Source organism: Tropicimonas marinistellae (assembly GCF_001509585.1).
GTDB classification, from domain to species: domain Bacteria; phylum Pseudomonadota; class Alphaproteobacteria; order Rhodobacterales; family Rhodobacteraceae; genus Tropicimonas; species Tropicimonas marinistellae.
Window position 1 is genome coordinate 292,909 of the sequence record NZ_LNCI01000004.1, and the last position, 23,540, is coordinate 316,448.

Here is a 23,540-nt window from a genome sequence, read left to right on the forward strand (position 1 = left end):
ATGGATATCTGCCGAACGCCCTCCGAGTTGCGCAGCCACCTGAAATGGCTGCGAAAGCAAGGCCTCAGTGTCGCCTTTGTGCCCACTATGGGCTATCTGCATGCCGGCCACATGTCGCTGATCGACCGCGCCGCAAGCGAAGCAAAGCGCGTGATCGTCTCGATCTTCGTGAATCCCACCCAGTTCGGCGACCCGCAGGACCTGGAAAGCTACCCACGCGACGTGGCGCATGATCTTGAGATGCTGGAGGCGGCCAATGTGGAAGCGGTGTTCCTCCCGTCCGTGGAAGACATCTACCCCGAGGGCGCCGAAACCATTGTCGAGACCATGCGGCTCGCCAATGTCCTGCACGGGGAGGTGCGCGAAGGGCATTTTCGGGGTGTGGCGACGGTCGTGGCCAAGCTCTTCAACCTCGTCCAACCCGACGTGGCCTGTTTTGGCGAGAAGGACTACCAGCAATTGCAGGTGATCCGGCAAATGGTGCGCGACCTGCATTTCCCGATCCGCATCGTTGGCTGCCCGACGGTGCGCGAGCCCGACGGCCTTGCGCTCAGTTCGCGCAACGTCCGGTTGACGCCGGAAGATCGCCAGGCGGCACTCGTGCTAAGCCGGTCGCTCGACCGTGCCGAGGAACTGGCCACCGCGGGCGCAACGGTGGAGGAGATCGCATCCACCGTCACCGATATGATCGTGGCGGAACCCCGCGCCGCCCTTCGTGCTGTCGATGTCACCGAGGCACTCACACTGAGCCCGGCATCCGGAAAACCATCGGGCCCCCTGGCATTGATGCTGTCAGCGGAATTCGGCGGAATCCTTCTGATCGACCAGCGCGAGGTGTCGCCGTGAGCACGCAGACATCCCTCCGGCGTACGACAGTGCCACAGATTGCCGCGCGCAAGGGTGGCACGCCGATCGTCTCGCTCACGTCCTACAACGCCCACACCGCCGCCATCGTGGACCGCCATGCGGATTTCATCCTGGTGGGCGACAGTCTCGGCATGGTGATGCACGGAATGGACAGCACGCTTGGCGTGACCGTCGAGATGATGATCACCCACGGCCGCGCCGTGGTGCGCGGCACTCGGAAGGCGCTGGTGGTCGTCGACATGCCCTTCGGTTCCTATGAGGAGAGCCCTGGCGCTGCCTTCCGGAACGCCGCGCGGATCATGCAGGAAACCGGCTGCGGTGCGGTGAAGCTGGAAGGCGGCGCGCGGATGGCGGACACGATCCGCTTCCTCACAGAGCGCGGCATCCCCGTGATGGCCCATATCGGGCTGACCCCTCAGTCGAGCCACGTCCTTGGCGGGTTCAAGACGCAGGGACGAGACGAGGCGAGCTGGCCGGCTCACGAGGCCGACGCGACGGCCGTGGCCGACGCCGGAGCATTCGCCATGGTCCTGGAAGGAATGGTCGAGCCGCTGGCGGCCAGGCTCACGCACGCGGTACCAATTCCCACGATCGGCATTGGTGCAAGCGCCGAATGCGACGGGCAGATTCTCGTGCTCGAGGACATGTTGGGGCTGAACCCACAGCCCCCGAAATTCGTGAAGGTCTACGGGGATCTCGGCGAGCGCATCGAAAACGCGGTGCGGGGCTACGCCGAGGAGGTCCGGGCACGCGCCTTCCCAAGCGACGCGGAGACGTATCGCTGACGTGGAAACACGACGCGGCGCCCTTGCAACTGCCGACGATGCACGCATAGAACAAACCATGAATGGAATTCGCTTCGAACTCGCCGGTGCGGACCTCTGGGCCCTGCCCTCCGGCGCGCTCTGGTGGCCGGAACGGCACTTGCTGTGCGTGTCGGATCTGCACCTGGGAAAATCCGAACGGATCGCGCGGCGTGGAGGTGGGCTGCTGCCACCCTATGACAGCCGCGACACGCTACAGCGCCTTGACGCAGAAATATCCCGGCACGATCCGGCCGCCGTCGTCTGCCTGGGCGACAGTTTCGATGACCTCAATGCGGCGGACGCCTTCGAGGAGGACCTGCGGCTATGGCTCGCTCGTTTGATGGCGGGGCGGGACTGGATCTGGATCGCGGGCAATCACGACCCCGGTCCGCTCGACCTTGGCGGGCGCAACCTTGCGGAACTTGCACACGCGCCCCTCCGCTTCCGGCACGAAGCCGCGCGTACAGCGGCCCCGGGGGAGGTCTCCGGGCATTACCACCCGAAGGCGTCGGTCCGCGCAGGGGGGCGGCGCGTGCGGCGCCCGTGTTTTCTGACTGACGGACACCGGCTGATACTTCCGGCATTCGGCACATTCACCGGCGGCATGGATGCCGCCGCACCGGAACTCCGCGCCCTTCTGCTACCCGGCGCTTGTGCGATAATGACTGGACCAACCCCGGTTTCCCTTCCACTGACCTGACCGGCAGCGTGGTCCTCCCGCCCGGTCCGTCTGCATCCGCAGATGCAACCGCACCCGTTGGGCGAAGCCGCGCATATCATGCGCGGCGCCTCCGGCGGGGTTCGGTATGGACAGCCGGGCCCGGTTGGCGAACACTGACCGGCGGATGCGATGCAATCATCGAGATGGAAGAAAGATATGGGAGAGGTCTCGCCAGAAGTCGCCGAAAAGGTGCGAAAGAGCTTCGCCGCCCAAAGCCTGATGCACACGTTCGGCGCCGAGCTCCTTCGTGTCGAGGCCGGACGCGTGGAGATTGCGGCTCCGATCCTCGCGACGGCGCTTCAGCAGCACGGCTACGCCCATGCCGGTTTGACATTCGCTCTCGGAGATTCTGCCGCTGGGTACGCCGCCCTTACGGTGATGCCCGCGGAGGCGGAAGTACTAACGGTCGAGATCAAGATCAACCTGCTGGCGCCGGCGGCCGGCGACCGGCTGGTGGCCACCGGGCATGTCGTCAAGGCCGGACGCAGGATCGTGGTCGTCAAGGCCGAGGTCTCGGCCCTCCAAGATGGCGCCGCGCGGGCGGTTGCAATTCTGCAGGGCACGATGATCCCGGTCACAGCCGGCTGATCCGGGCTGCGCGCGCGGCAGCGCGCGCCCGGCCCAACGGACCGGCCCCCCGAATGGGGGGAGCGGTCCGGCGGGAGCCGCCCGCCCCCTGTCTCAGACGGTCAGCCCCTCTGGCTCCGGCAGGCCGTTTGCCCGGCAGCAGGCGGTGACCGTGTTTGCAAGCAGGCAGGCAATGGTCATCGGCCCGACGCCGCCAGGGACAGGTGTAATGGCACCGGCCACCTCGGCGGCGGTCCCGAAGTCCACGTCGCCCACGAGGCGCGACTTACCGTCATCCCGCGGGACCCGGTTGATCCCCACGTCGATCACCGTCGCCCCCGGCTTGATCCAATCCCCGGGAACCATCTGCGGGCGACCGACGGCCGCCACCACGATATCGGCCCGTCGCACGACTTCTGGCAGGTCGCGCGTGCGGCTGTGTGCCAGGGTAACGGTGCAATTCTCGCCCAAAAGCAGCTGTGCCATTGGCTTGCCGACGATGTTCGAGCGCCCCACCACGACCGCTTCGAGCCCCGATAGCGAGCCGTGGTAGTCCCGCAACATCAAAAGGCAGCCGAGCGGCGTGCAGGGAACCATCGCCTTCTGGCCCGTTCCCAACAACCCGACATTCGAAATATGAAAGCCGTCCACATCCTTGCCCGGATCGATCGCGTTGATCACCGCGTCGGAATCCATGTGGTCCGGCAGTGGCAGTTGCACCAGAATGCCGTGAATGTCCGGATCGCCATTCAAGCGACCGATCAACTCCACCAGCGCTGACTGCGTCGTGTTCTCCGGCAAGCGGTGTTCGACCGACAGCATCCCGGCTTCCTTGGTCTGCCGACCCTTGTTGCGAACGTAGACCTGGCTGGCCGGATCCTCCCCGACGAGCACCACCGCAAGCCCGGGCGTCAGCCCTGCATCGGATTTCAGACGTGCGACTTCCTGCGCCACCTTTTCCCGTATCCTGGCCGAGAATGCCTTGCCGTCGATAATCTGTGCCGTCATCCCTCGCACTCCTTCCTAGCGCCCGGTCCCGGCACCTGCGGCGCGGGTTGTCGAAGTCGCAGACATACGCGTCTGCCGCCGGTGAACAACCCCGGATCTCGACCGTCGAGACGTTGCCTTGCGGCGAAGGCTATCGAAGGGAACCCGAGGTTGACGGATCGGAAACCTCCGTCGCAAGTCAGAAACGATCCGTCGACTTACCTGCCCGAAGCCCAGGCGCGCTGGTCGGGGATGTGAAGAGTCAGGCTGTCACCAAGGCGCAGAACACCCTCGCGTTCGACCCAGGCCGTGACACCGCGGCGCCCCTTCGCAGCCGCCTTGAACGCCGCACCCCGCCCCGGTTTGTCCGCGTCAATCTCGGGCACCGGCAAGGTACAGGGCCGGTTTTCCATGTCCACGGTGAGAGTCGCTCCCGAATCCGCCTGCAGCCGAGACGAGGGCGGGATATGCGTGAAATCGGGCAGCCCCGAAACGACCATTCCCGCCCCTATCCAGGCCGGGTCGAAGCGGTCGATGCCAATCTCCGCCGCGACTGCGGCCAGTTCTTCGGCAGACGCGATGCTGATCTGCCGCGTGTTCCGAATCTCCGTCCCACGAGGGTATTGTGCGGTCACCCGTGAGCATGAGGCGCGTGTGAGCCCGCCGTGCGCCTCGCCTTCGATTCCAGCGAACGTCGCAACAAGGCTCTCGGCCGCACTGGAGCGAAGGGCCACTGAACGGTCGGCGACACGGCCGAGCCAGGTGATCGTTCCGGTGAGACCGGTGGGTTTCAGTGCTGGCATTGGGACAACCCGCGCAATTGTTTCGGTTTCGGCGGCACGATGACCAGCCGAACCGGAGTTGGCAAGCCACCCCGACCGGCCAGGGGCATTCACCCCCCCGCAAACGCGCCGCGAAGGTCGGACCGGCCCGCCGTCGGCCGCGACCCGCCAGTCTGCTGCCAACGTGTCGTCGGGCGCGGAAACAGCCCTTACCGCTTCTCCGGGTGCAAGATGTTCGAGAACCGACCGTACCTCTGCGGATTGCGTGATCGCGCGCACCCCGGGCTGTTGCAAACCACACTGGCAGGGAACCGGCGCCACGCAAGAAGCGCCCGGTATCCGTGCGCGCCGTACTGCGCCGGCCGCAAAAGAAAGCCCCGGGGCCTGGCATCGGCTCCGGGGCTTTCAACGCGTCAATCCTCACGCATCACGCTGTGGGGTCAGGTTCCAGGCCGGGATCGGCTTTCGGCGTCTTTGATTTCGTCTTGGGAATCGCCGTGATCGAGGGAGCGTTGCCGCTGTCGAGCGGCGTGTCGTCGTCATCCCCACGGTTGAGAGGCTCGCCGTTGATCACCTTCTGGATCTCAGGTCCGGTCAGGGTCTCGTACTCAAGCAGGCCCTGGGCAAGGTTCTCAAGATCCTGCGATTTCTCCGTCAGGATCTGCTTGGCCCGCTCGTAGCCCTCGTCCACGAGGCGGCGCACCTCCTCGTCAATCCGTTCCTGCGTCTCCGGGGAGGCATTGGCCGCCGCCTGGTAGTTGCCAAGGTAGGACTGCTGTTCATTGGCGTAGTCGATATTGCCGAGTCCGTCGGACATACCAAACTGCGTCACCATCGCGCGCGCGATTTTCGTCACCTGCTGGATGTCGGACGCAGCGCCAGAGGTGACGTTCTCCTTGCCGAAAATCAGCTCCTCGGCCACCTTGCCGCCCATCGCCATGGCGATCTTGGACTTATACTTGGTATACGTCACCGAGAGCTGGTCGCGCTCGGGCAGCGACAGAACAAGACCAAGCGCACGGCCGCGCGGAATGATCGTCGCCTTGTGGATCGGATCGTGCTGCGGCACGTTGAGCCCGACGATGGCATGACCGGCTTCGTGATAGGCGGTCAGTTTCTTTTCGTCCTCGGTCATGACCATGGACCGGCGCTCCGCGCCCATCATGACCTTGTCCTTGGCGTTCTCGAAATCCTCCATCGTCACGAAACGCCGACCGATCCGGGCCGCCATCAGGGCGGATTCATTCACGAGGTTGGCAAGGTCGGCCCCGGAGAAGCCGGGTGTCCCGCGCGCAATGATGCGCAGGTCCACGTCCGGGCCGAGCGGAACCTTCCGGGCATGCACGCCGAGGATCTTCTCGCGGCCCTTGATGTCCGGGTTCGGCACCTGCACCTGGCGGTCGAAACGGCCGGGGCGGAGGAGCGCAGGATCGAGCACGTCAGGGCGGTTGGTGGCCGCGACGATGATGATACCCTCGTTCGCCTCGAAGCCGTCCATCTCCACGAGCAGCTGGTTCAGCGTCTGCTCGCGTTCGTCATTGCCACCGCCATAGCCGACGCCACGCGAACGGCCCACGGCGTCGATCTCGTCAATGAACACGATACAGGGCGCGTTCTTCTTCGCTTGTTCGAACATGTCGCGCACACGGGAGGCGCCGACGCCTACGAACATCTCGACGAAGTCGGAACCGGAAATGGTGAAGAACGGCACGCCTGCTTCGCCAGCGATGGCGCGCGCCAGAAGCGTCTTACCGGTACCCGGTGGTCCGACCAGCAGCGCGCCTTTCGGGATCTTGCCGCCAAGGCGGGAGAACTTCTGCGGATTGCGGAGGAATTCGACGATCTCCTCCAGCTCTTCCTTGGCCTCGTCGATGCCTGCGACATCGTCAAAGGTCACGCGGCCGGATTTCTCCGTCAGCAGCTTCGCCTTGGACTTTCCGAAGCCCATCGCGCCGCCGCGTCCGCCGCCCTGCATCCGGTTCATCAGGAAGATCCAGATGCCGATCAGGATGATGAACGGCAGCAGCGTGCCGATATAGGCCAGCAAGCCGTTCTGCTGTTGCGGCTCGGCGGTCACTTCCACACCCTCGGCGATCAGCCGGTCGGTAATGTCGGCACCGTCGGGAAGAATGGTGGAACTCGTGGAACCGTCGGTTCCGCGAATGCGGACGCGTTCACCGTCGATTGTGACGGACGAAACCGTACCGTCTTCAACCTGTTGTACGAACTCCGAATAGCTCAAAGGACGGGCCGACATGGTGCTCTGGCCGCCGCTGAACAGATTGAACAGGGCGAGGATCAGCAGAAACAGCACGACCCAGAATGCGATGTTACGGGCATTTCCCACGGGGGTAAGTCTCCTCACTCAAGCCCGCAGCAAGTGCCGGCCGGTTCCCTCTAAAATAGTGGATCGGGCGCGAGGTTCAACGCGATAACCGGTGGGTGGCCGATAACATCCTGCCGATGGTCTCATTGCACGTCCACGAAATCGGTTTCCGGCGCCGCCTGGAACGGGCATTCTGCATCCACGAGAGGTGCGGCAACGAGGTGGTCGCCGTTCCAAACTGCGGGGCCGGAGAGGCACGTGCTCCGCGGCAGGCCGGCGTTGCGCCAGCCCGGCACGGCGTTCAGCCCCGTTTCGCCAAGGCATCGGATATCCATGCCGTTCGTGAACGGGCCGGATACGCGCCAGCGCCCATCCCATAATTCCCCCGGCAACGCTGGCTTCGCGCGCGCGGCAGCCTCCGGTTCCCGCCCGATGCGCAGACCTTCGCCGCGTTCCCGGACCAAGCAGCCATGCAGCGTCATGCCAGCGCGCCGCGATGCGCTGTCGCGCATCAAATGCGCCAGCTTCTCCGCCCGTGGGGCGTATCGCGCCCCGGAAACCCAGCAGAGTGCCGCGACGAGCATCCGGCGTGCAAGGTCTTCCGGCTGCGTCTCGAACACCCCGGGCGCCATGATCACATCGCCGCCCTCAGTGCGGCAGTGCCTCCGAACCGTCGTCCGCAGGATCTCCTGCAAGCCCTCCCGGCTACGCCACAGATTGTCCGCCGATCGCGCCAGCGCTGCCCGCGTCACACCAAGCGTTCCCAGCAGGTCCATCGCCTCCCGAACGCGAACGCGCGCAAATCGGTCGTCCTCATTGGAGGGGTCGTCAATCCAGCCGATGCTGTTTGCCTGCAACCACTCTCGCAAGGCGGCGCGAGAAACACCGAGAAGTGGCCGGGCAAAGCACACGCCGCCCTGATCGAAGACCGGGCGCATTCCCGAGAGCCCATCGAGCCCCGCCCCCCGCGCCAGACCAAGCACGAGGCATTCCGCATTGTCGTCCTGCGTGTGCCCTAAAAGAACCGCCTGCAATCCGCGCCTTTGCGCCCAGTCACCCAGCAGGCCGTAGCGGGCGCGTCGGGCCCTGTCCTGCAAGTTTCCCTGACCGTCCCAGCCGCGCCAAAGAAGGGTCTCATGCCGCAGGCCAAGCGCGGCGGCATCGTCTGCGACCTGCGCCGCTTCCGCCGCCGCCGCCTGTCGGAGCCCGTGATCGACGGTCGCCGCCTCCAGATCGACCCCGGCGCGTGCAGCCCAATCTGCCGTGAGATGCATCAGCGCCGTGGAATCGCTTCCACCAGAAACCGCAATCCCCATCCGGCGCGGCAGAGGTCGAGGCAACAGCGACGCCAGCCTATCGGAGAGGGCGTCTTCCGGCGTCATTCGTGCGAGGTGGATTCACAACAGCGCAGATCGGCGGCGACCCCCGACGATCCGCCGAAATCGACCTCTAGAGGCATCCCAGACCCGAGCGCGCCGTTTCGGCCTGCGCCGCAGCATCGCTTCCGGGAAACCGGCTTCCGACTTCCCCAAGGGTGATGCAGGCCTCGTTGGATTGGCCCAGTTGCCCGAGGCTCTGGCCAAGACGCAACAACGCCTGGGGCGCTTCGGCCCCGGCAGGATCGGCGGAAAACGCGTTCAGATAGGCCCGCGCTGCCGGGGCGATCTCTCCCAATTCCGTCAGCGCATCGCCCTGGAAGTAATGCGCCGGCGCCGTCAGCGGCCCGGCCGGATAGGCCTCGGTGAAGGTCGCAAAGAGGTCCGCGGCGCTACGAAAGCTCCCCTGATCGAGCGCCTCCTTCGCCCGGTCGAAGTCGGCCCGTTCTCCCATCGCGAGTTGCGCCGACCCGTTGTCGGGCGGTGGCAGCGCCGCCGCTGGCGCCTCCGGCAAGGTACCACCACCAAGCGTCGGCGTATCGCCAAGCGATGCGACATCGCAGCCGGTCTCCAGTTCACACAGGCGGAACTCGAGATCTCCCACGCGATTCGTTCCGTCGCTCACGATCCTGTCGATACGGAATTCCAACTCTTCGGACTTCGCCGTCAGTCTCTGCAATTCCGATTCGATGACATCCACCCGGTCAATCAGCGAGGCAGAGGGCGCCGGCACATTGACCGATCCGGTCGTGGAAAGTTCGCGCTTGAGCGTCTGCAACTCCACATAGAGCACCGAAAGCTCTTGCCGAATATCGGCAAGAGTCTCGCTCCGGTCCTGGGCGTTTCCCGCGATAGGGAGCAACACCGCGACAGCGGCTGCCAACACGGTCAGGCGCATGAGGGTCTCCTCAGCTTCCGAGGCCGGCCTGCAGCACCGTCACCGCACGGCGGTTCTGGGCGTAACAGGCTTCTTCCGAACAAATCTCGATGGGCCGCTCCTTGCCGTAGCTCACAGTCTTCAGGCGCGTACCCGCAACACCGCGGGAAATCAGGTACTCCTGGACGGCGTTGGCTCGCCGCGCGCCAAGCGCAAGGTTGTATTCGCGGGTGCCCTGCTCGTCGGCGTGGCCTTCGATCGTGGCATTGTAAGCCGTGTTGCTCGCCATCCAGGCCGCCTGCCCGTCCAATGTCGATTGCGCCGCAGCTGTCAGGCTGGACTGATCCACGGGGAACAGCACACGGTCGCCAACGGCGGCCTGAAAGTAGGCCGGCGATGTCGGATCGGACGCGCTGCCGGGGGTCACGGCGCCGGATGCGCCCGCACCATAGGGGTCCGAACCGGAGCCGAACCGATTGGCGTTGGTGCAGGCACTCAGCCCGATTGCACCGATCAGAAGTGCTGCCGTGACGACTGCGTGGGCCATGTGTTTCGCTCCATGACTGCCTTGTTGCCTCAGGCTGTTCCTAGCACCCCCGAAAGCCATTGGAAACGCCCAGCTTCGCGCAGGGACCGCCGCAGCAGGAATTCCGCCCATCGCGCCGTGCCGTCGTCACGGCAGAAGCGGCGACCACGCGGGGTCGGACGCGGCGCTCGGGGTCGGTAATCTGCGCAGGTTCCGCCCGGAGACATCGACCGTATACAATGCGGGTTGGCCGCCCGCACCGGCGCTCTCGCGGGTGAACATGATCACCCGACCGTTGGGCGCCCATGTCGGCCCCTCGTCCAGGAAGGAGGCGGTCAACAGCCGCTCCTCAGAGCCGTCGGTGCGCATGACCCCAATGTGAAACCGGCCCTGGTTCTGCTTGGTAAACGCGATGAGATCGCCGCGCGGCGACCACACCGGCGTGCCGTAGCGCCCCGGTCCGAAGGAAATCCGCCGCGCCTCGCCGCCGGCCGCCGACATGATGTAGAGCTGCTGCGTCCCGGAGCGGTCGCTCTCGAAGACGATCTGTTTGCCGTCAGGGGAATAGCTCGGCGCCGTCTCGATGGAGGGCGTATTGGTAAGCTGGACCGGCGCCCCGCCAATTCGCTTGGCGAAGATGTCGGTATTTCCGCCTGTGGTACGGGAATAGACAACCGTTTCACCATCCGGACCGAAGCGCGGCGCGAAGGTCATCGCCCCTTCCCCGTCCGTCAGAGCCTGTTGGCGAACGTTACCCACGCGCATGACGTAGATCTCCGGCTGCCCCGTGGCGTAGGACGTATAGAGCACTCGGTCGCCGGTCGGGGAAAACCGCGGCGCGAGCACGATGGAGGAGCTGTCCGTCAGGTACTGAACGTTCGCTCCATCGTAATCCATCACCGCCAACCGCTTCTCGCGCGCGTTCTTCGGGCCGCTCTCGGCGACGAACACCACCCGGCTGTCGAAATACCCACCTTCACCCGTAATCCGGGAATAGACTTGGTCGGCAACCTTGTGTGCCAGCCGCCGCCAGGAATTCGTGGCGCCGCCGAGCCGAAGCCCCTCGCCAAGCTCGCGTCCGGAAAAGACATCGTAGAGGCGAAACTTGACGGTCGCCCGCCCGCTGCCGTCCACCGAAACCGCTCCCGTGATCAGCGCCTGGGCATTGATCGCCTTCCAGTCAGCATAGGCAATGGGCGCATCGAAGCTCGTCACACTGCCGATATGTGCCTGCGCCGGTATCTGCCGAAACAGGCCCGTTCCCTCAAGGTCGGCGGCAATCACGTTCGAAATGTCTGCCGCGAGTTGCGTGGCCGCGGCGTTCTCCGGCAGGAAGGCCGGCAATGCGAAGGGCAGCGGTTCTATCACGCCCTCGGTAATCTCGATGCGCAAAGGCCCATCCTGGGCGACCGACTCGCCCGGGGCGGTATGCAGGGCAATGACACAAGCGAATACAAAGGAAATAGCGCGCAGGAACATGGGTTTGGCCCCCTTCTGTCTGGGCTGAACTTCGTGACGCCGCAGCGCCTGGTCGCCGCCGCGATGCGGTCGCGGCGCAGTCCGGATGCGGTGCGATGCTATCATCATCGCACCCTCATCTGCTCGGGATTGAAGATCATCTCGATTTCCTGCCACTGCGCGAATTTCTCGGCCGGCAGGTCGTAACCGCCACTGCCACACCGGATGATCGCCCGTCGGGCAGCCTCGTAGGCACGGTTCGCGGCGGCCTCGGTGCCTCCCTCGAACTCTATCATGCGAATGGAGGCGGTGTCGGGGGTCGCGTCCTGGTTCATGCGCACGAACACAGTCACCGTCACCCGTTGCGCCTCGGAACTCAGCGAACCGATGTTCCAGCATTTCTGCACGCCGATCCGCAGCGCGTCTTTCTCGCCCGCCGTCATGGGCGGACCGGTCGGAGCGCTGCCCGTCCCGCGCTCGGCCTGGGATGTATCCGCTCCACCGGCGCTCTCGGCCACGGCTTCGGCCACCGCGGCGGCAATGGCATCCTCGGCAACGTCCGCGGGCGCTTGTTGCGACGCCGTATCCGGCGGGTCGTCCTGCACGGGCTCGGCCGCGGGTGCCGGTGGCGCGGGTTGGCGAGGCCGGCTTGCCGGCCGGGGCGAGCCGGTCGGGGCAAGTGCAGCCACGGCGCCGCCTGCGTCCGGCGTCGCGTCCGGTTGGATCGCCGTCACCGCCGCTTCCGGCGCGGTTGCCTCGCGGGGCTCCTCCGGTTCTGCAGCCTCCGTCCCCTCATCCGGTCGCCGCGCTTCCTGAACCTCATCGGCAATCGCCGCATCCGGCTCGGGTGGCGCCGAAGGTTCCGGCGCGATGCGCGGCGCGGACCGGGGCGCGGGCGCCGCCTCGGGCGCGAGCACGACGGCAGCGCCATCCGGCGCTTCCGGCGCAGTCGGTGCAGGGGGGGCCACGGCGGTCACATCGGCCTGTGGCACTTCCAGTGTTTCGGCAACCTCCGGCGCGACCTCCGGCGCTTCGGGAACAACCTCCTCCGGCGCCACGACTTCCTCCGGTTGCACCTCCGGCGCCGGTGTCTCGGGTGCGCTCTCCGGTTCGGACGGAGCGTCCGGCACGGCTGGCGTTTCCGGTGTATCGGGCGCGGCACTCCCGGCAGCCTGCATGGCTGCGAGTTGCTCTCCCGAAATCAGCGTGACCTCGGTGAATTCCATCGGCTCGCGCCGGTCGAACGAGAGGAACCCTCCGAACAGCATCCACAGGATCAGCCCGGCATGGGCGGCGCCCGAGATCTTCACCCCGGTATTCATGACCGCCGTCTCAGCCATCCCCGCCATCGAATGTCGGACCCCCGGCATCCGTCACGAGGCCGATATTGGAGAATCCGCCGGCATTCAGCGCCCCCATCACCTGCACCACGCGCTCATAGGGAATGGTTCCGTCCGCACGCAGGAACACCTTGTCGTCCGAGCGTTCCGCCGCCACCGCACGTAATCTCGGAATGAGATCCGCTTCCGGAACCGACGTTGTCATGATGGACACCTCGCCGTCGGCGGCAAGCGTAACCACCAGCGGTTCCTGCTGTTCGTGCGGCAGCGCCTGCGCCGCGGTCTTGGGCAATTCCACCGGGACGCCAACCGTCAACATCGGCGCTGCCACCATGAAGATGATCAGCAGCACCAGCATCACATCGACGAAGGGTGTGACGTTGATCTCCGACATCGCCTTCGGATGCCGCCGCGCCCGCCGCCGACGCCGTGTGGTGCCCGTGTTCTCGGCTTTGACAACCCCCGCACCCATGGTTCAGCTATCCAGTTGCCGCGAGAGAATGGTGGAAAACTCGTCGGCGAAACTCTCGTAGCCGCCGACGATCCGGTCGCTGTCAGAACTCAGCTTGTTGTAGAAGATCACCGCCGGAATCGCCGCGAGCAGGCCGAGCGCGGTTGCGACCAGCGCCTCCGAGATGCCCGGCGCCACCACCGCCAGGTTGGTATTCTGGGCGATCGCAATCTCCTCGAAGGCGTTCTTGATGCCCCAGACCGTGCCGAAAAGCCCGATGAACGGCGCGGTGGACCCGGTCGTGGCCAGAAATCCGAGCCCGCGATTCAGGTTCTCGGCCTCCTTGGCAATGGCCACATCCATCGACCGGTCGATCCGCGCCTGCGCGCCGGCGATCAGGCCACCATCCTCACGGTGCGAGCGCCGCCATTCGATCATGCCAGCCGAAAAGATACGCTGCGACGCGCCCTTGGGCTCCGACCCGATCTCGTCGAACAATTCGTCGAGCGGTTCGCCGGACCAGAATTGACCGTCAAACGCGTCGGACTCCCGCCGCGCCAGCCGGTAGCCGATATGCTTCTGAATGATGATCGCCCAGGCCCAGAAGGACGCACCGATCAGCATGAGCATGACCAGCTTTACCGTGAATGTGGCGCGGGCAAAGAGCGCCCACATCGAGAAGTCCATCTCCGTTGCGAGGGGGAGAGTCGAGGGATCCATGCTGTCTGCTCGTTATCTTCGCCGCTCTGTTGGCGGCCATCCTTGGCGCGCAATTTATCCCCATTGCCCGGGAAAGGCCAACAAGAAGGCAAGGCCGCAACGGATTTTGACCGCCTCCTCCGCGCCGCCCGCAAGCAACTGCGCGGATATCCGCCGGCACCGCGCCCGCCCGCCGGCGTCAATCGACCATTTTCGCCCGGATTTCCGCAGGCAGGCGTACCGGACGGCCGCTCTGCCCCATCGTCGCCACCAGAACGCGCGCGGAAAAGAGAACCTGCTCGCCGCGCAGAACGCGCTGATCCATGACGAAGCTCGCGCCCTTGAGATCCGCCAAGACGGTTTCCACCGTCAGCACATCGTCGAGCCGGGCCGACGAGAGATAGTCGGCCTCCACCCGCCGCACCACGAAGACGATCCCGTGATCATCCTTCAACACGTTCTGATCCACGCCGATCTGCCGCACCCACTCCGACCGTCCGCGCTCGATGAACTTCAGGTAGTTCGCGTAGTAGACAATCCCCGCCATATCGGTGTCTTCGTAATAGACGCGCAGGGTGTGGAAATGCGGCATGAGTGGCGCTCCGGGTCAGTCACCGGCGGGCTACGCCTTTCCCACACGCTCTGCAAGGGCCACTCCGGCGCCGCGCGCTGACCTGCCCGTGCCAGCCGCGCAGGCGGGCGGGCATTGGCGACACGCAGGTGGTCGCTCTCGATCTCGCCCAATATCCGTCCGGCAATCTCGCCGGTGAACCTGTCATCCTCTGCCCCGGTCTGATGGGCCGCGCGCGTCGAGTCTGCCCGTGCAAATGCGCGTCGACCAGCAGTCCCAATAGCCGATCAGCCGTCCCGCGCCGGCATCCTCGCCGCAAGGCGGAGCGCATGGCTGGCATCCCGCGCGACAGCGGGCATCACCGGATCATAGGAGGCCCGAATAACGTCGGCGATCTCCGGCCGAAGGATGACCTGTCCATTGGTCGCGCGGGCGAGTGGCGAACGGGCGCGGAAGGCCGAGTTAGACCAAAGCAGGATGGCCTGCGCCATTTGTGCCAACGCGAGTTCGTCGGCCGGAACCTCCTGCATCGCGGCATCCATGCGGAGGAAGACCACACAGGCCCGGATCGCCCCGCTCGGCTCGAATCGAAACACGCGGTATTGCCGCGCCCCTTCGGCGTCCAGTCGCGCAACCAGGCCCTCCAGCCCCGGCACGAGCCCGCCAAGGTCCGGGACCGCCAGCAACTCCCGCCAATCGCGAAAGAAGAAGACCATGAGGTTGGCCCCCATCTCCGGGTCGGTCTCCGCCATCTTGTGTCCGGCCAGCGCCACCACCGCTTCACAGGCCCCCTTGACCACGGCAAGGGTTTCCTCCTGAACCCCGAAAACCACCGGAACGATCGGTCGTTCCCAACGGGCGAAGCGATAGGCCCCATCGGCATCCGTGAAAAGTGCCCCGATCTGCTCGACTGTCATCCACGTCCCCTTTCGCGCGCGTCCATTCCGGAGCCCATCGGACTGTTTCTTCTGTCCGAGAAATATCCTCAGGGGGAGCGCCGCATGGCGCGGGGGCAGACTGCCCCCTCCCACCGTCACGCCCGGGCCGCCCTCACTCGAAGAGCGCGCCCTGCCCCGGCGCCTTCGGCGGCGCAATCCCCAGGTGCCGCCAGGCTTTCTGAGCCAGCATCCGCCCACGCGGGGTACGCTGGATCAGACCCTGCTGCAACAGATAGGGCTCAATCACCTCCTCCAGCGCGTCGCGGCTCTCGCTCAGCGCCGCCGACATCGTCTCGACGCCAACTGGGCCGCCGCCGTAGTTTTCCGCGATCAGCCGGAGATACCTCCGGTCCGCGCCGTCGAGCCCAAGCTCGTCGACCCCCAGCCGCGTCAGGGCATTGTCGGCGAGCGCCCTGGTCAGCCGTCCGTCGCCCTCCACGAGCGCGAAATCCACCACACGCCGCAGGAGACGGCCGGCGATCCGCGGTGTCCCCCGCGAACGCGCGGCAATCTCGCGTGTGCCTTCGGCTTCGGCCGGCAGCCCCAACAACCGGGCGTTTCGGGTGACGATCTCGTGCAACTCGTCGACGGTGTAGAATTGCAAGCGCGTCGGTATTCCGAACCGGTCGCGCAACGGCGTCGTCAACAAGCCGAGCCGTGTCGTTGCCCCGACCAGCGTGAAGGGCTGCAACTCGATCCGCACGGTGCGCGCCGCCGGTCCCTCGCCGATCACCAGGTCGAGTTCGAAATCTTCCATTGCCGGGTAAAGCACTTCTTCGACCACCGGGTTCAGGCGGTGGATCTCGTCGATGAAGAGGACGTCGCGCGCCTCGAGGTTGGTCAGGATCGCGGCAAGATCTCCGGGCCGGGCGAGGACGGGGCCCGATGTCATGCGGAAATTCACGCCAAGTTCCCGGGCGACGATCTGCGCCAATGTCGTCTTGCCGAGGCCCGGCGGGCCGTGGAACAGCGTGTGGTCCATTGCCTCGCCGCGCCGCCGCGCGCTTTCGACGAAGACGGCGAGGTTGGCGCGCGCCTCCGCCTGGCCAATGAACTCCGTCAGCGCCTGCGGGCGCAGCGCGCGGTCTTCCGCGCCATCTTCGGGCCGGCTCTCGGCGCGCAGGATCGGATCCGGGTCGGTCATGCAACGCCCCTTGCGTGGCGGCGGCGGGCCGGCCAGAGGGGGGCCGTCTGCCCCCCGCGCGCCGGTGGCGCGCCCCCCCCGAGGATATTTTCAGACAGAAGACAGGCGGAATCTGGCATCGGCTATCCCGTCGGGGCGAGGAGTTTGAGGGCGGCGCGGATCAGCGTGGGGGTGTCGGCCTCAGGGGTATCCATCTGGGCCTGCGCAACCGCGGCGGCGGCTTCGCCCGGCTGGTAGCCGAGGTTCGCAAGCGCCGAAAGGGCATCCGATTGCGCCACGGGGCCCGGGCGCGGCGGGTTCACGCTCGGCGATGGCGCCGCCGTCTCCGTCGCCATCGTCGGAGCCGGTTCGACGACATCCGAATGCGCGCCCGCCATGGCCATCGCCGCCGGTGCCTTGTCCTTGAGTTCATTGACCACGCGCTGCGCGAGCTTCGGGCCGACCCCGGGCGCGGCACGGATCGCCGACCAATCTCCAAGCGCTATTGCGCGGCCGGTGCCATCGGCCCCCAGCGCGCCGAGAATTGCCATGCTCGCCTTGGCACCAATCCCCTGCACGGAGGTCAGCAGGCGGTGCCATTCCTTTTCCTGGAGGGTCGGGAACCCGAACAGCTGCAGCAGGTCTTCGCGCACGACCAGATCGGTGTAGAGAGCGGAGAATTCGCCGGTCGGCGGCAAGGACATGAGCGTTCGTTCCGAGACGAATACGATGTAGCCAACCCCGCCGACATCCAGCAGCACATGGTCCGGGCCGCGATAGTCGATCCGTCCCGCCAGGCGCCCGATCATGATGCCCTCGCAATCGCCGCCTGAAGGCGGCCGGCAGATTGCAGGTGGTGGGCATGGCAAATCGCGATGGCCAGTGCATCCGCCGCGTCGGCGCCAGCGAGTTTCGCGCCCGGGAAATGAACGCCGATCATATGCGCGACCTGCTGCTTGTCCGCGTGTCCCACACCGACGATGGCTTTCTTGACGGCATTCGGAGCATATTCGCCGATCGGCAATCCCGCCTGGGCGGGAACCAGCATCGCAATGCCGCGCGCCTGGCCGAGTTTGAGCGTACCGGCACCATCGCGGTTGACGAAGGTCTGCTCCACCGCGGCGGCGGTCGGGGCGTGGGTCGCGATGATCTCGGTGAGTTGGTCGTGCAGCGACAAGAGCCGCGCGCCAAGATCCTCTCCGGCGGATCGACACAGGCCATTGGCAACGTGGGTGAGTCGCGATCCGTCGGCCTGGATCACGCCCCAGCCGAGCGTCCGCAGCCCCGGATCGATCCCGATGACACGCATGGTGTTGCCCTTCTACCTCTGTTGCGTTTCCTGTTTTCACCGGGGTTAGCACGAAATGCGAACATCGGCCAATGGCCAACGTCGGCCGCACCGGAAAAACCAGCGGCCGCCGACGTCAGAATTCGACATTTCCGGAGACGAAACCGGCAAGAGTTTCCAAAATGCGACATTTTTGGGCGTCGCTTTTAGACCATTGAAAATTATGAGATTATTAAGGGACTCCGCTATGCAATTTTTGCATGGGAGGGGGCGGATTCCGGCAATTGCAACCGCGAGATGCGACCGTTACGTGCGGTAGACGGTCGCCGAATGTGCGGCCCGCGAAACACGATGTATCACCGGAGGATCGCATGGCCTTTCACGATATGACCCGCCCAGCCAATGGCCGCCTTCGTCGTGCGGTCGGAACGATCGTCGGAGAGTTTTTCGCCTGGCGCGATGACGCGGCTTCCCGCAGGATACTCGGGCGCCTAACGGATCACGAACTGCACGACATCGGGCTCAGCCGCGGTGCACTTGATCTGTCGAAACGCGACCACTTCCGCAGCAGTTAACGCGGCATCGCCAGCTTGCAAAACGAAAGCGCTCGCATCCACCGGATACGAGCGCAGCGTCTTTCTGGTATCCCGGATCAGTCGACGAGCGGCTTGACCCAGCCGGCCACCACAAGGGCCAATGGATCGACGGCCATGACGAACCCGCCGACCCGCTCGACGGCGCTGCCGCTCTTCAACGTCGCGACTTTCTCGCGGTAGGCGTTCTCGCCGTTCGAGGCCAACAGGAAGCCCTTGAAAATCACGATGACGGCGAGGACGACAAGGGCCGGGCGCAGGGCAGAGCGTTGATCCCGCCTTTCCCGTTCACGCGTATAGTAGGATTGGCCAAGGGTACCCGCGGCTTCGAACCCGCCGCCCTGGCGGTGAATTCGATCAATACGCCGGAGCCGCCCGGTAAACTGTTTCATCTGTGGATCGCTCATGGCTGCCTGAAATTCCACTACTGGCGCCCCCGCCAGATTTCAGACTAGGGCCGAATTGTGGCATAAATACGGACAAATAATCACTTTTTCCGCAAACAGAGCGTTGTCCATTCGCCGATTTCCTCCGTTGCGTGGACAATCATGCCCTCTGCAGCATAGGCGGCGACCACATCGTCGGACTGCTCGTTCAGCAATCCGCTGAGAATCGCGTAGCCTCCGGGCTTCAGTGCCGCGCATATTGCCGGAGCGAGCGCTACCAGTGGCGCCTTCAGGATATTGGCGAAAACAAGGCCGAACGGTGACGCCGCCACAAGCTCGGGATGGTCGAGCCCGGCGGCCTCGATACAGTGCAGCCGATCGGCCAGATGATTGGCGTCGGCATTGGCGCGCGCGACGTCCACCGCGACAGGATCGATATCCGAGGCGAGCATCGTCCCGGGCCAGATCCGCGCGGCGGCCATTGCCAGCACTGCCGTTCCGCATCCGACATCCACGACCGGTAGCGGCGGCTCGCCGGCATCCGCCAGACGGTCGAGCGCGCGCAGGCACCCCAGGGTCGTCCCGTGGTGCCCGGTGCCGAAGGCCATGGCGGCCTCGATCAGCAGGGGCTCGGCATCGGTGGGGACCTTGTCCGCGTCATGACTGCCATAGACGAAGAACCGGCCTGCCCGAACGGGTGACAACTCGCGTTTCACCTTGGCCACCCAATCGACCTCAGGCAGCTCGGACACGGCAAAGCGCTTCGCACCGAAGGCGGCTGCAAGCAGGGCAAGCGCGGTCTCGTCCGGGGCGTCGATGAAATACCCGCCGACCTCCCAGAGGCCAGAACCGTCCTCCATCTCGAAAACGCCGACACCGGTGGGCTCCGGATCGAGCTGTTCCATCGCCGCGCCCAATGCCGCCGCCTCCTGCTTTCCGGGAAGTGTGGTCAGGGCGGTGTAGGTGGGCATGGTAGGCTCCGATCTCAGATATCCCGCCGGCAACACACGCATCAACGCCCCGGTTTCGGGGTCAATGGCACGCAGGACCGACCGTTGCTCCGGCGCTAGGGCAGGCGACGGCCCGGGTCAAGGGCGGCAAGTATCCGCGAAACCAGTTCATCCACCGGCGGCGCGGAGTTCAGCCGCATCACCGGGCAGTCCAGCTGGCTCGCCCAGGTTTCGTGGCGCGCCCGGTTCCGCCCCGGCAAGAGGGCGTCGTCGTAGGATGCCGCCCATTCCAGGAAAGCGGCCGCTTCCTCCGCCTCGGCGTTGGTCGCCTCCCGCAGGCGCAGCGACTCGCGCCTTTGCAACCGTGCGAGGCGGGTCTCGGTATCGAGGTCGAGAAAGACCGCGAAGGTGAAGCGATGGTCAATGCCTTCGCTCCAGCTGTCCATCGAACCCGAAAGCACCCAATCCCGGCGCGGCAGGAAGACCGTTTCCATCAGCGCGCGCCGTTCCTCTATGGTTCGTTTGGCGCGAAACGGGGGATCACTTGGATGCCAGTAGAAATCGTCGGTGTCGAAATGCTGGGACGCAAGAGCCGTTGCCAGCGCCCGCCCGAGCGTGGAGGTTCCGGCCCCGCTGGCCCCGAATATGTGAACGCGATGACCCGTCACCGCACCTCTGCACCTAGCTTTCGGGCGTTACGCCCGTCCCCACCGGGCAACTGACCCCGGTCCCGCCGATTCCGCAATAGCCGGCAGGATTTTTCACCAGGTATTGTTGATGGTAGTCCTCGGCGAAGTAGAAGGCTCCGGCATCGGCAATCTCGGTGGAAATGGTGCCGCGGCCGGCGCGCGTGAGCGCGGCCTGATAGGCAGTTCGGCTCTGCTCGGCGGCAAGCGATTGCTCCGGCGAGAAGGTGTAGATCGCTGAGCGATACTGGGTGCCGATGTCGTTTCCCTGGCGCATCCCCTGCGTCGGATCGTGGTTTTCCCAGAAAACCCGCAGCAACTCCGAATAGGTGATCCGGTCCGGGTCGAAGACGACGCGCACGACCTCCGCGTGGCCAGTCTTCGCGGTGCAGGTTTCTTCGTAGGTCGGGTTCGGGGTCGTTCCCCCGGAATAGCCCACCATCGTGAGCCAGACCCCGTCGAGCGTCCAGAAAAGGCGCTCCGCGCCCCAAAAGCACCCCATCCCGAACACTGCCGATTCCATTCCATCCGGCACATCCGCCGAGAGTGGACGCCCGAAAACGAAATGGGTGGACGCGGTCGGGATCGGGTCCGGCCGCCCTGGCAGGGCATCTTCCGGGCGGATCATTTCCATCTTGTCGCGCTTGAACAGGAACATGCGGCATCTCCCAGTTGCGGTTTCCTCGAATATGGGCGCGAAACCGGTCCCGATCCAGTCGGCTCCCCTATTCCGCAGGAGTCGACGCGAGCCGGTAACGCGCGAAGATCGTCTCGTTGCCGGGTTGGGGATGTCGCGGGATAAGCAGCGACAATAGCAGGGATGTACAGGCCATGAGCGTCGCCAGCACGAAAACCGTTTCGGGAGACTGCAACCACAAATAACCGAGCGCCGCCGGCAGGAATACCGCGGCAGTGTGATTGATGGTGAAGGCAACGGCAGCCGTGGGCGCCATGTCCGCCGGGTCGCCAATCTTCTGGAAGTAGGTCTTCAGCGCGAGCGCCAGGCCGAAGAAGATGTGATCCAGCACATAGAGTGCCGCCGCCAGAACGACGCCCCAGCCGAACATGTAGATCCCGCCATAGGCGGCAAAGATCAGCGCCAGCCCGGAATATTCGAAGATCAGCGCCCGCCGCTCACCGAACCGCGAGACGGCCCAGCCAAAAACAGGTGCGGCGGCCATGTTGGCGACCAAGGTTACCATGAATAGCCCAGTAACCTCGTGCACGTCGAAGCCGAAACGCTCCACCATCATGAAACCGGCGAACACCACGAAGATCTGCCGCCGCGCGCCGGCCATGAATTGCAGCGCATAATAGAGCCAGTATCGGCGACGCAGGACGAATTTCTTCACCTGCGGCGTGGGAGACTCGAACTGCGGGAACAGCGTCAGACACAGCACCGATACGATTGCGGTGACAAGGCCGGCGGTCATGTAGACAGTGTTGAATTCGAGTTCGAAGGCACGCCACGTCACCACGATCAACCCGTAAGCGACCAATGTGGCGGCCGAGCCGACGGCCAGTAGCCACCCCAGCACTTTGGGCGCGCGGGCCTTGTCGAGCCACTGCAACTGCAGCGACTGGTTCACCGTTTCAAAATAGTGGAACCCGATGGAACTGAGCATGGTGATTGTCAGGATACCGCCAAGATGCGGGAACCATGCCGTAAACGCCGTTGCGACCCCGAGGAGCAACAACGACAGGATGCCCAGAACCTGCTCCCGCATGAGGCGGATCAGCGCGATCACGCCGATCGCCAGGAACCCCGGGATTTCGCGCACGGTGTGCAGCCATCCGATATCCGAGCCGTCGAAACTGGCGACTTCGATGACGAAATTGTTCAGCAGCGCGGACCAGGTCGCAAAGGAAATCGGCATGGCCGCAGCCATGACAAAGAGGAGCGTCACCGGCCGGCGCCAGAATGGCAGGGCCTGCGCCTCGGAAAGGGAAACTATGCGCATGGCGTCGCTCTAGCAGCGCCCCCCGCAGCGCGGAAGCAAAAAGTACCTGCACAAGCGCACAGCACCCGCTCGTGCCCGTATCGCCGGCAAATTCGGCCGGTAAGCAACCGGCTGATCTGGATCAAGGCGTACAGGTTTCCGCCGGGGCATGTATCATGCAAACATTCGAATGCACCGCGCGCGAGGACGGACTATGGACATATTGGCAATCGTGGAGCGCATCGGGGAGGCGCCAACGGCCGCGCTCTTCGGCCTGATTACCGGCATGCTATTCGGCATTGCCGCCCAGCGATCCAACTTTTGCCTGCGGGCGGCCACGGTCGAATTCGCCCGTGGCGGGCTCGGACCGCGCATGTCGATCTGGTTGCTTACGTTCTCGACGGCAATGGTCTGGGTGCAGGGGGCACAGCTGATGGGCCTCATGCGCGCCGAAGATGCACGCATGATGGCGGTACCGGGCACCTGGTCGGGGGCGATCATCGGCGGTTTGCTTTTCGGCATGGGCATGGTGCTTGCGCGCGGATGCTCGGGCAGGCTACTGGTGCTCGCGGCCACCGGCAACCTGCGCTCGCTTATCTCCGGGCTGGTCTTTGCGGTGGTCGCGCAGATGACGCTGCACGGCTGGCTGTCGCCGCTGCGCGACCGGCTGTCGGCGCTCTGGGTAACCGAGGGAGGGCGCAACCTCGACCTGCTCGCCGCGCTCCACCTGCCGCACGCGGCGGGCCTCGTGCTTGGGCTTGCTCTCGCGGCACTGGCGATCCTTCTGTCGATCCGCAACGATCTCGGAACACGCAAGCTCTTCATGGCGTCGGGCGTGGGTTTCGCGGTTGCCGTCGGCTGGGTGCTGACCTTTGGCCTGAGCCAGGTCGCCTTCGATCCGGTCCAGATCGAAAGCGCCACGTTCACCGGGCCATCGGCGAATACCCTGATGTTCTTCCTGCTGCCGGAGACGGTGCTGGAATTCGACATCGGGCTGGTGCCCGGCGTGTTCCTCGGCGCGTTCATCGCCGCGGCGCTGACCGGCGAGTTGAAGGCGCAGGGCTTCGAAGGCGCGGGCAACATGCAACGCGCCATGATCGGGGCCGCCGCAATGGGCTTCGGCGGCATGCTGGCAGGCGGCTGCGCCATCGGCGCGGGCGTGACCGGCACGTCGATCTTCGTGGGCACGGCCTGGCTGGCGCTCACCTGCATGTGGATCGGCGCAGTGGCGACCGACTTCCTCGTCGACCAGCGACGCAGCGCGGTCTCACCCGCCTGAGGC

At 65.3% G+C, this 23,540-nt stretch carries 26 protein-coding genes; 6 read left to right on the plus strand and 20 right to left on the minus strand.

Features of this window, described 5'->3' with window-relative positions; translation table 11 throughout:
* The 4 genes from panC (at position 1) to ARC39_RS10250 (ending at position 2,982) form a co-directional block, all read left to right on the plus strand.
* Positions 1–846 carry a pantoate--beta-alanine ligase gene (gene panC / locus ARC39_RS10235; protein WP_068113962.1) on the plus strand — a complete coding sequence of 282 codons (846 nt, stop codon included), beginning with the start codon at positions 1–3 and terminating at the stop codon, positions 844–846.
* Positions 843–1,652 carry a 3-methyl-2-oxobutanoate hydroxymethyltransferase gene (gene panB, locus ARC39_RS10240; protein WP_068113964.1) on the plus strand — a complete coding sequence of 270 codons (810 nt, stop codon included), beginning with the start codon at positions 843–845 and terminating at the stop codon, positions 1,650–1,652. The genes panC and panB overlap by 4 nt, the downstream gene beginning before the upstream one ends.
* A 58-nt stretch (positions 1,653–1,710) precedes the next feature.
* Entirely contained in the window at positions 1,711–2,373 is a 663-nt protein-coding gene (gene pdeM / locus ARC39_RS10245; protein WP_068114454.1) for a ligase-associated DNA damage response endonuclease PdeM, read from the plus strand.
* Between the two features lie 177 nt (positions 2,374–2,550).
* Positions 2,551–2,982 (plus strand): PaaI family thioesterase, encoded by a 432-nt coding sequence (locus tag ARC39_RS10250; RefSeq protein ID WP_068113967.1) that lies wholly within the window; start codon positions 2,551–2,553, stop codon positions 2,980–2,982.
* A gap of 93 nt (positions 2,983–3,075) precedes the next feature.
* Here the strand turns inward: ARC39_RS10250 and folD are convergent, their stop codons facing one another.
* The 15 genes from folD to ruvC form a co-directional block, all read right to left on the minus strand.
* Positions 3,076–3,969: a bifunctional methylenetetrahydrofolate dehydrogenase/methenyltetrahydrofolate cyclohydrolase FolD gene (gene folD, locus ARC39_RS10255; protein WP_068113971.1), complete on the minus strand. Its 894-nt coding sequence runs from the start codon at positions 3,967–3,969 to the stop codon at positions 3,076–3,078.
* A 197-nt stretch (positions 3,970–4,166) separates the two neighbouring features.
* Positions 4,167–4,751: an MOSC domain-containing protein gene (locus ARC39_RS10260; protein ID WP_068114456.1), complete on the minus strand. Its 585-nt coding sequence runs from the start codon at positions 4,749–4,751 to the stop codon at positions 4,167–4,169.
* 406 nt (positions 4,752–5,157) lie between these two features.
* Entirely contained in the window at positions 5,158–7,077 is a 1,920-nt protein-coding gene (gene ftsH / locus ARC39_RS10265) for an ATP-dependent zinc metalloprotease FtsH (RefSeq protein ID WP_068113974.1), read from the minus strand.
* A gap of 122 nt (positions 7,078–7,199) precedes the next feature.
* Positions 7,200–8,438, minus strand: coding sequence for a tRNA lysidine(34) synthetase TilS (gene tilS, locus ARC39_RS10270; protein WP_078059188.1), 1,239 nt, complete (start codon positions 8,436–8,438; stop codon positions 7,200–7,202).
* A gap of 67 nt (positions 8,439–8,505) precedes the next feature.
* Positions 8,506–9,330 carry a tol-pal system protein YbgF gene (ybgF, locus tag ARC39_RS10275; RefSeq protein WP_068113979.1) on the minus strand — a complete coding sequence of 275 codons (825 nt, stop codon included), beginning with the start codon at positions 9,328–9,330 and terminating at the stop codon, positions 8,506–8,508.
* Positions 9,331–9,340: 10 nt separating this feature from the next.
* The gene (gene pal, locus ARC39_RS10280) at positions 9,341–9,856 is read right to left on the minus strand and encodes a peptidoglycan-associated lipoprotein Pal (RefSeq protein ID WP_068113982.1); all 516 of its coding nucleotides are present in this window, start codon (positions 9,854–9,856) and stop codon (positions 9,341–9,343) included.
* Between the two features lie 126 nt (positions 9,857–9,982).
* A complete protein-coding gene (gene tolB, locus ARC39_RS10285) occupies positions 9,983–11,314 on the minus strand; it encodes a Tol-Pal system beta propeller repeat protein TolB (protein WP_068114458.1) in 1,332 nt (443 codons plus the stop codon).
* 104 nt (positions 11,315–11,418) lie between these two features.
* Entirely contained in the window at positions 11,419–12,633 is a 1,215-nt protein-coding gene (gene tolA, locus ARC39_RS10290) for a cell envelope integrity protein TolA (RefSeq protein WP_236545225.1), read from the minus strand.
* Positions 12,626–13,105: a protein TolR gene (gene tolR / locus ARC39_RS10295; protein ID WP_068113987.1), complete on the minus strand. Its 480-nt coding sequence runs from the start codon at positions 13,103–13,105 to the stop codon at positions 12,626–12,628. The genes tolA and tolR overlap by 8 nt, the downstream gene beginning before the upstream one ends.
* A 3-nt stretch (positions 13,106–13,108) precedes the next feature.
* Positions 13,109–13,804, minus strand: coding sequence for a protein TolQ (gene tolQ, locus ARC39_RS10300; protein WP_068113991.1), 696 nt, complete (start codon positions 13,802–13,804; stop codon positions 13,109–13,111).
* Positions 13,805–13,982: 178 nt separating this feature from the next.
* Positions 13,983–14,375 (minus strand): tol-pal system-associated acyl-CoA thioesterase, encoded by a 393-nt coding sequence (gene ybgC / locus ARC39_RS10305; protein ID WP_068113994.1) that lies wholly within the window; start codon positions 14,373–14,375, stop codon positions 13,983–13,985.
* 266 nt (positions 14,376–14,641) lie between these two features.
* Entirely contained in the window at positions 14,642–15,271 is a 630-nt protein-coding gene (locus ARC39_RS10310; RefSeq protein ID WP_068113997.1) for a hypothetical protein, read from the minus strand.
* 133 nt (positions 15,272–15,404) lie between these two features.
* A complete protein-coding gene (gene ruvB / locus ARC39_RS10315; RefSeq protein ID WP_068113999.1) occupies positions 15,405–16,436 on the minus strand; it encodes a Holliday junction branch migration DNA helicase RuvB in 1,032 nt (343 codons plus the stop codon).
* Positions 16,437–16,558: 122 nt separating this feature from the next.
* Entirely contained in the window at positions 16,559–17,224 is a 666-nt protein-coding gene (gene ruvA, locus ARC39_RS10320) for a Holliday junction branch migration protein RuvA (RefSeq protein ID WP_068114002.1), read from the minus strand.
* Entirely contained in the window at positions 17,221–17,724 is a 504-nt protein-coding gene (gene ruvC / locus ARC39_RS10325; RefSeq protein ID WP_068114003.1) for a crossover junction endodeoxyribonuclease RuvC, read from the minus strand. The genes ruvA and ruvC overlap by 4 nt, the downstream gene beginning before the upstream one ends.
* Positions 17,725–18,074: 350 nt before the next feature.
* Here ruvC and ARC39_RS25840 point away from each other — a divergent pair, with 350 nt between their 5' ends.
* Complete coding sequence (locus ARC39_RS25840; protein ID WP_068114006.1) at positions 18,075–18,278, plus strand: DUF1127 domain-containing protein; 204 nt, start codon at positions 18,075–18,077, stop codon at positions 18,276–18,278.
* 77 nt (positions 18,279–18,355) lie between these two features.
* Here the strand turns inward: ARC39_RS25840 and ARC39_RS10335 are convergent, their stop codons facing one another.
* From ARC39_RS10335 to ARC39_RS10355, 5 genes are all read right to left on the minus strand, one after another.
* A complete protein-coding gene (locus tag ARC39_RS10335) occupies positions 18,356–18,688 on the minus strand; it encodes a hypothetical protein (protein ID WP_149866382.1) in 333 nt (110 codons plus the stop codon).
* A gap of 95 nt (positions 18,689–18,783) precedes the next feature.
* The gene (locus ARC39_RS10340) at positions 18,784–19,653 is read right to left on the minus strand and encodes a 50S ribosomal protein L11 methyltransferase (protein WP_068114013.1); all 870 of its coding nucleotides are present in this window, start codon (positions 19,651–19,653) and stop codon (positions 18,784–18,786) included.
* Between the two features lie 95 nt (positions 19,654–19,748).
* On the minus strand, positions 19,749–20,300 hold the full coding sequence (locus tag ARC39_RS10345; protein WP_068114015.1) for a P-loop NTPase family protein: 552 nt from the start codon (positions 20,298–20,300) through the stop codon (positions 19,749–19,751).
* Between the two features lie 13 nt (positions 20,301–20,313).
* Positions 20,314–20,976 (minus strand): peptide-methionine (S)-S-oxide reductase MsrA, encoded by a 663-nt coding sequence (gene msrA, locus ARC39_RS10350; RefSeq protein ID WP_068114018.1) that lies wholly within the window; start codon positions 20,974–20,976, stop codon positions 20,314–20,316.
* 67 nt (positions 20,977–21,043) lie between these two features.
* Positions 21,044–22,279 carry an MFS transporter gene (locus ARC39_RS10355; RefSeq protein ID WP_068114020.1) on the minus strand — a complete coding sequence of 412 codons (1,236 nt, stop codon included), beginning with the start codon at positions 22,277–22,279 and terminating at the stop codon, positions 21,044–21,046.
* Between the two features lie 193 nt (positions 22,280–22,472).
* On the opposite strand from ARC39_RS10355, the gene ARC39_RS10360 reads away from it, so the two are divergent.
* Complete coding sequence (locus ARC39_RS10360) at positions 22,473–23,537, plus strand: YeeE/YedE family protein (protein WP_068114024.1); 1,065 nt, start codon at positions 22,473–22,475, stop codon at positions 23,535–23,537.
* The last annotated feature ends 3 nt before the right edge of the window (positions 23,538–23,540 follow it).

What these genes read in the sequence shown, in the direction of transcription:
- panC (WP_068113962.1), top strand. Translation starts at nt 1, where the DNA reads ATGGATATCTGCCGAACGCCCTCCGAGTTGCGCAGCCACCTGAAATGG.
- pdeM (WP_068114454.1), top strand. Translation starts at nt 1,711, where the DNA reads ATGAATGGAATTCGCTTCGAACTCGCCGGTGCGGACCTCTGGGCCCTG.
- ARC39_RS10250 (WP_068113967.1), top strand. Translation starts at nt 2,551, where the DNA reads ATGGGAGAGGTCTCGCCAGAAGTCGCCGAAAAGGTGCGAAAGAGCTTC.
- folD (WP_068113971.1), bottom strand. Translation starts at nt 3,969, where the DNA reads ATGACGGCACAGATTATCGACGGCAAGGCATTCTCGGCCAGGATACGG.
- ARC39_RS10260 (WP_068114456.1), bottom strand. Translation starts at nt 4,751, where the DNA reads ATGCCAGCACTGAAACCCACCGGTCTCACCGGAACGATCACCTGGCTC.
- tilS (WP_078059188.1), bottom strand. Translation starts at nt 8,438, where the DNA reads ATGACGCCGGAAGACGCCCTCTCCGATAGGCTGGCGTCGCTGTTGCCT.
- ybgF (WP_068113979.1), bottom strand. Translation starts at nt 9,330, where the DNA reads ATGCGCCTGACCGTGTTGGCAGCCGCTGTCGCGGTGTTGCTCCCTATC.
- pal (WP_068113982.1), bottom strand. Translation starts at nt 9,856, where the DNA reads ATGGCCCACGCAGTCGTCACGGCAGCACTTCTGATCGGTGCAATCGGG.
- tolB (WP_068114458.1), bottom strand. Translation starts at nt 11,314, where the DNA reads ATGTTCCTGCGCGCTATTTCCTTTGTATTCGCTTGTGTCATTGCCCTG.
- tolA (WP_236545225.1), bottom strand. Translation starts at nt 12,633, where the DNA reads ATGGCTGAGACGGCGGTCATGAATACCGGGGTGAAGATCTCGGGCGCC.
- tolR (WP_068113987.1), bottom strand. Translation starts at nt 13,105, where the DNA reads ATGGGTGCGGGGGTTGTCAAAGCCGAGAACACGGGCACCACACGGCGT.
- tolQ (WP_068113991.1), bottom strand. Translation starts at nt 13,804, where the DNA reads ATGGATCCCTCGACTCTCCCCCTCGCAACGGAGATGGACTTCTCGATG.
- ybgC (WP_068113994.1), bottom strand. Translation starts at nt 14,375, where the DNA reads ATGCCGCATTTCCACACCCTGCGCGTCTATTACGAAGACACCGATATG.
- ARC39_RS10310 (WP_068113997.1), bottom strand. Translation starts at nt 15,271, where the DNA reads ATGACAGTCGAGCAGATCGGGGCACTTTTCACGGATGCCGATGGGGCC.
- ruvB (WP_068113999.1), bottom strand. Translation starts at nt 16,436, where the DNA reads ATGACCGACCCGGATCCGATCCTGCGCGCCGAGAGCCGGCCCGAAGAT.
- ruvA (WP_068114002.1), bottom strand. Translation starts at nt 17,224, where the DNA reads ATGATCGGGCGCCTGGCGGGACGGATCGACTATCGCGGCCCGGACCAT.
- ruvC (WP_068114003.1), bottom strand. Translation starts at nt 17,724, where the DNA reads ATGCGTGTCATCGGGATCGATCCGGGGCTGCGGACGCTCGGCTGGGGC.
- ARC39_RS25840 (WP_068114006.1), top strand. Translation starts at nt 18,075, where the DNA reads ATGGCCTTTCACGATATGACCCGCCCAGCCAATGGCCGCCTTCGTCGT.
- ARC39_RS10335 (WP_149866382.1), bottom strand. Translation starts at nt 18,688, where the DNA reads ATGAAACAGTTTACCGGGCGGCTCCGGCGTATTGATCGAATTCACCGC.
- ARC39_RS10340 (WP_068114013.1), bottom strand. Translation starts at nt 19,653, where the DNA reads ATGCCCACCTACACCGCCCTGACCACACTTCCCGGAAAGCAGGAGGCG.
- msrA (WP_068114018.1), bottom strand. Translation starts at nt 20,976, where the DNA reads ATGTTCCTGTTCAAGCGCGACAAGATGGAAATGATCCGCCCGGAAGAT.
- ARC39_RS10355 (WP_068114020.1), bottom strand. Translation starts at nt 22,279, where the DNA reads ATGCGCATAGTTTCCCTTTCCGAGGCGCAGGCCCTGCCATTCTGGCGC.
- ARC39_RS10360 (WP_068114024.1), top strand. Translation starts at nt 22,473, where the DNA reads ATGGACATATTGGCAATCGTGGAGCGCATCGGGGAGGCGCCAACGGCC.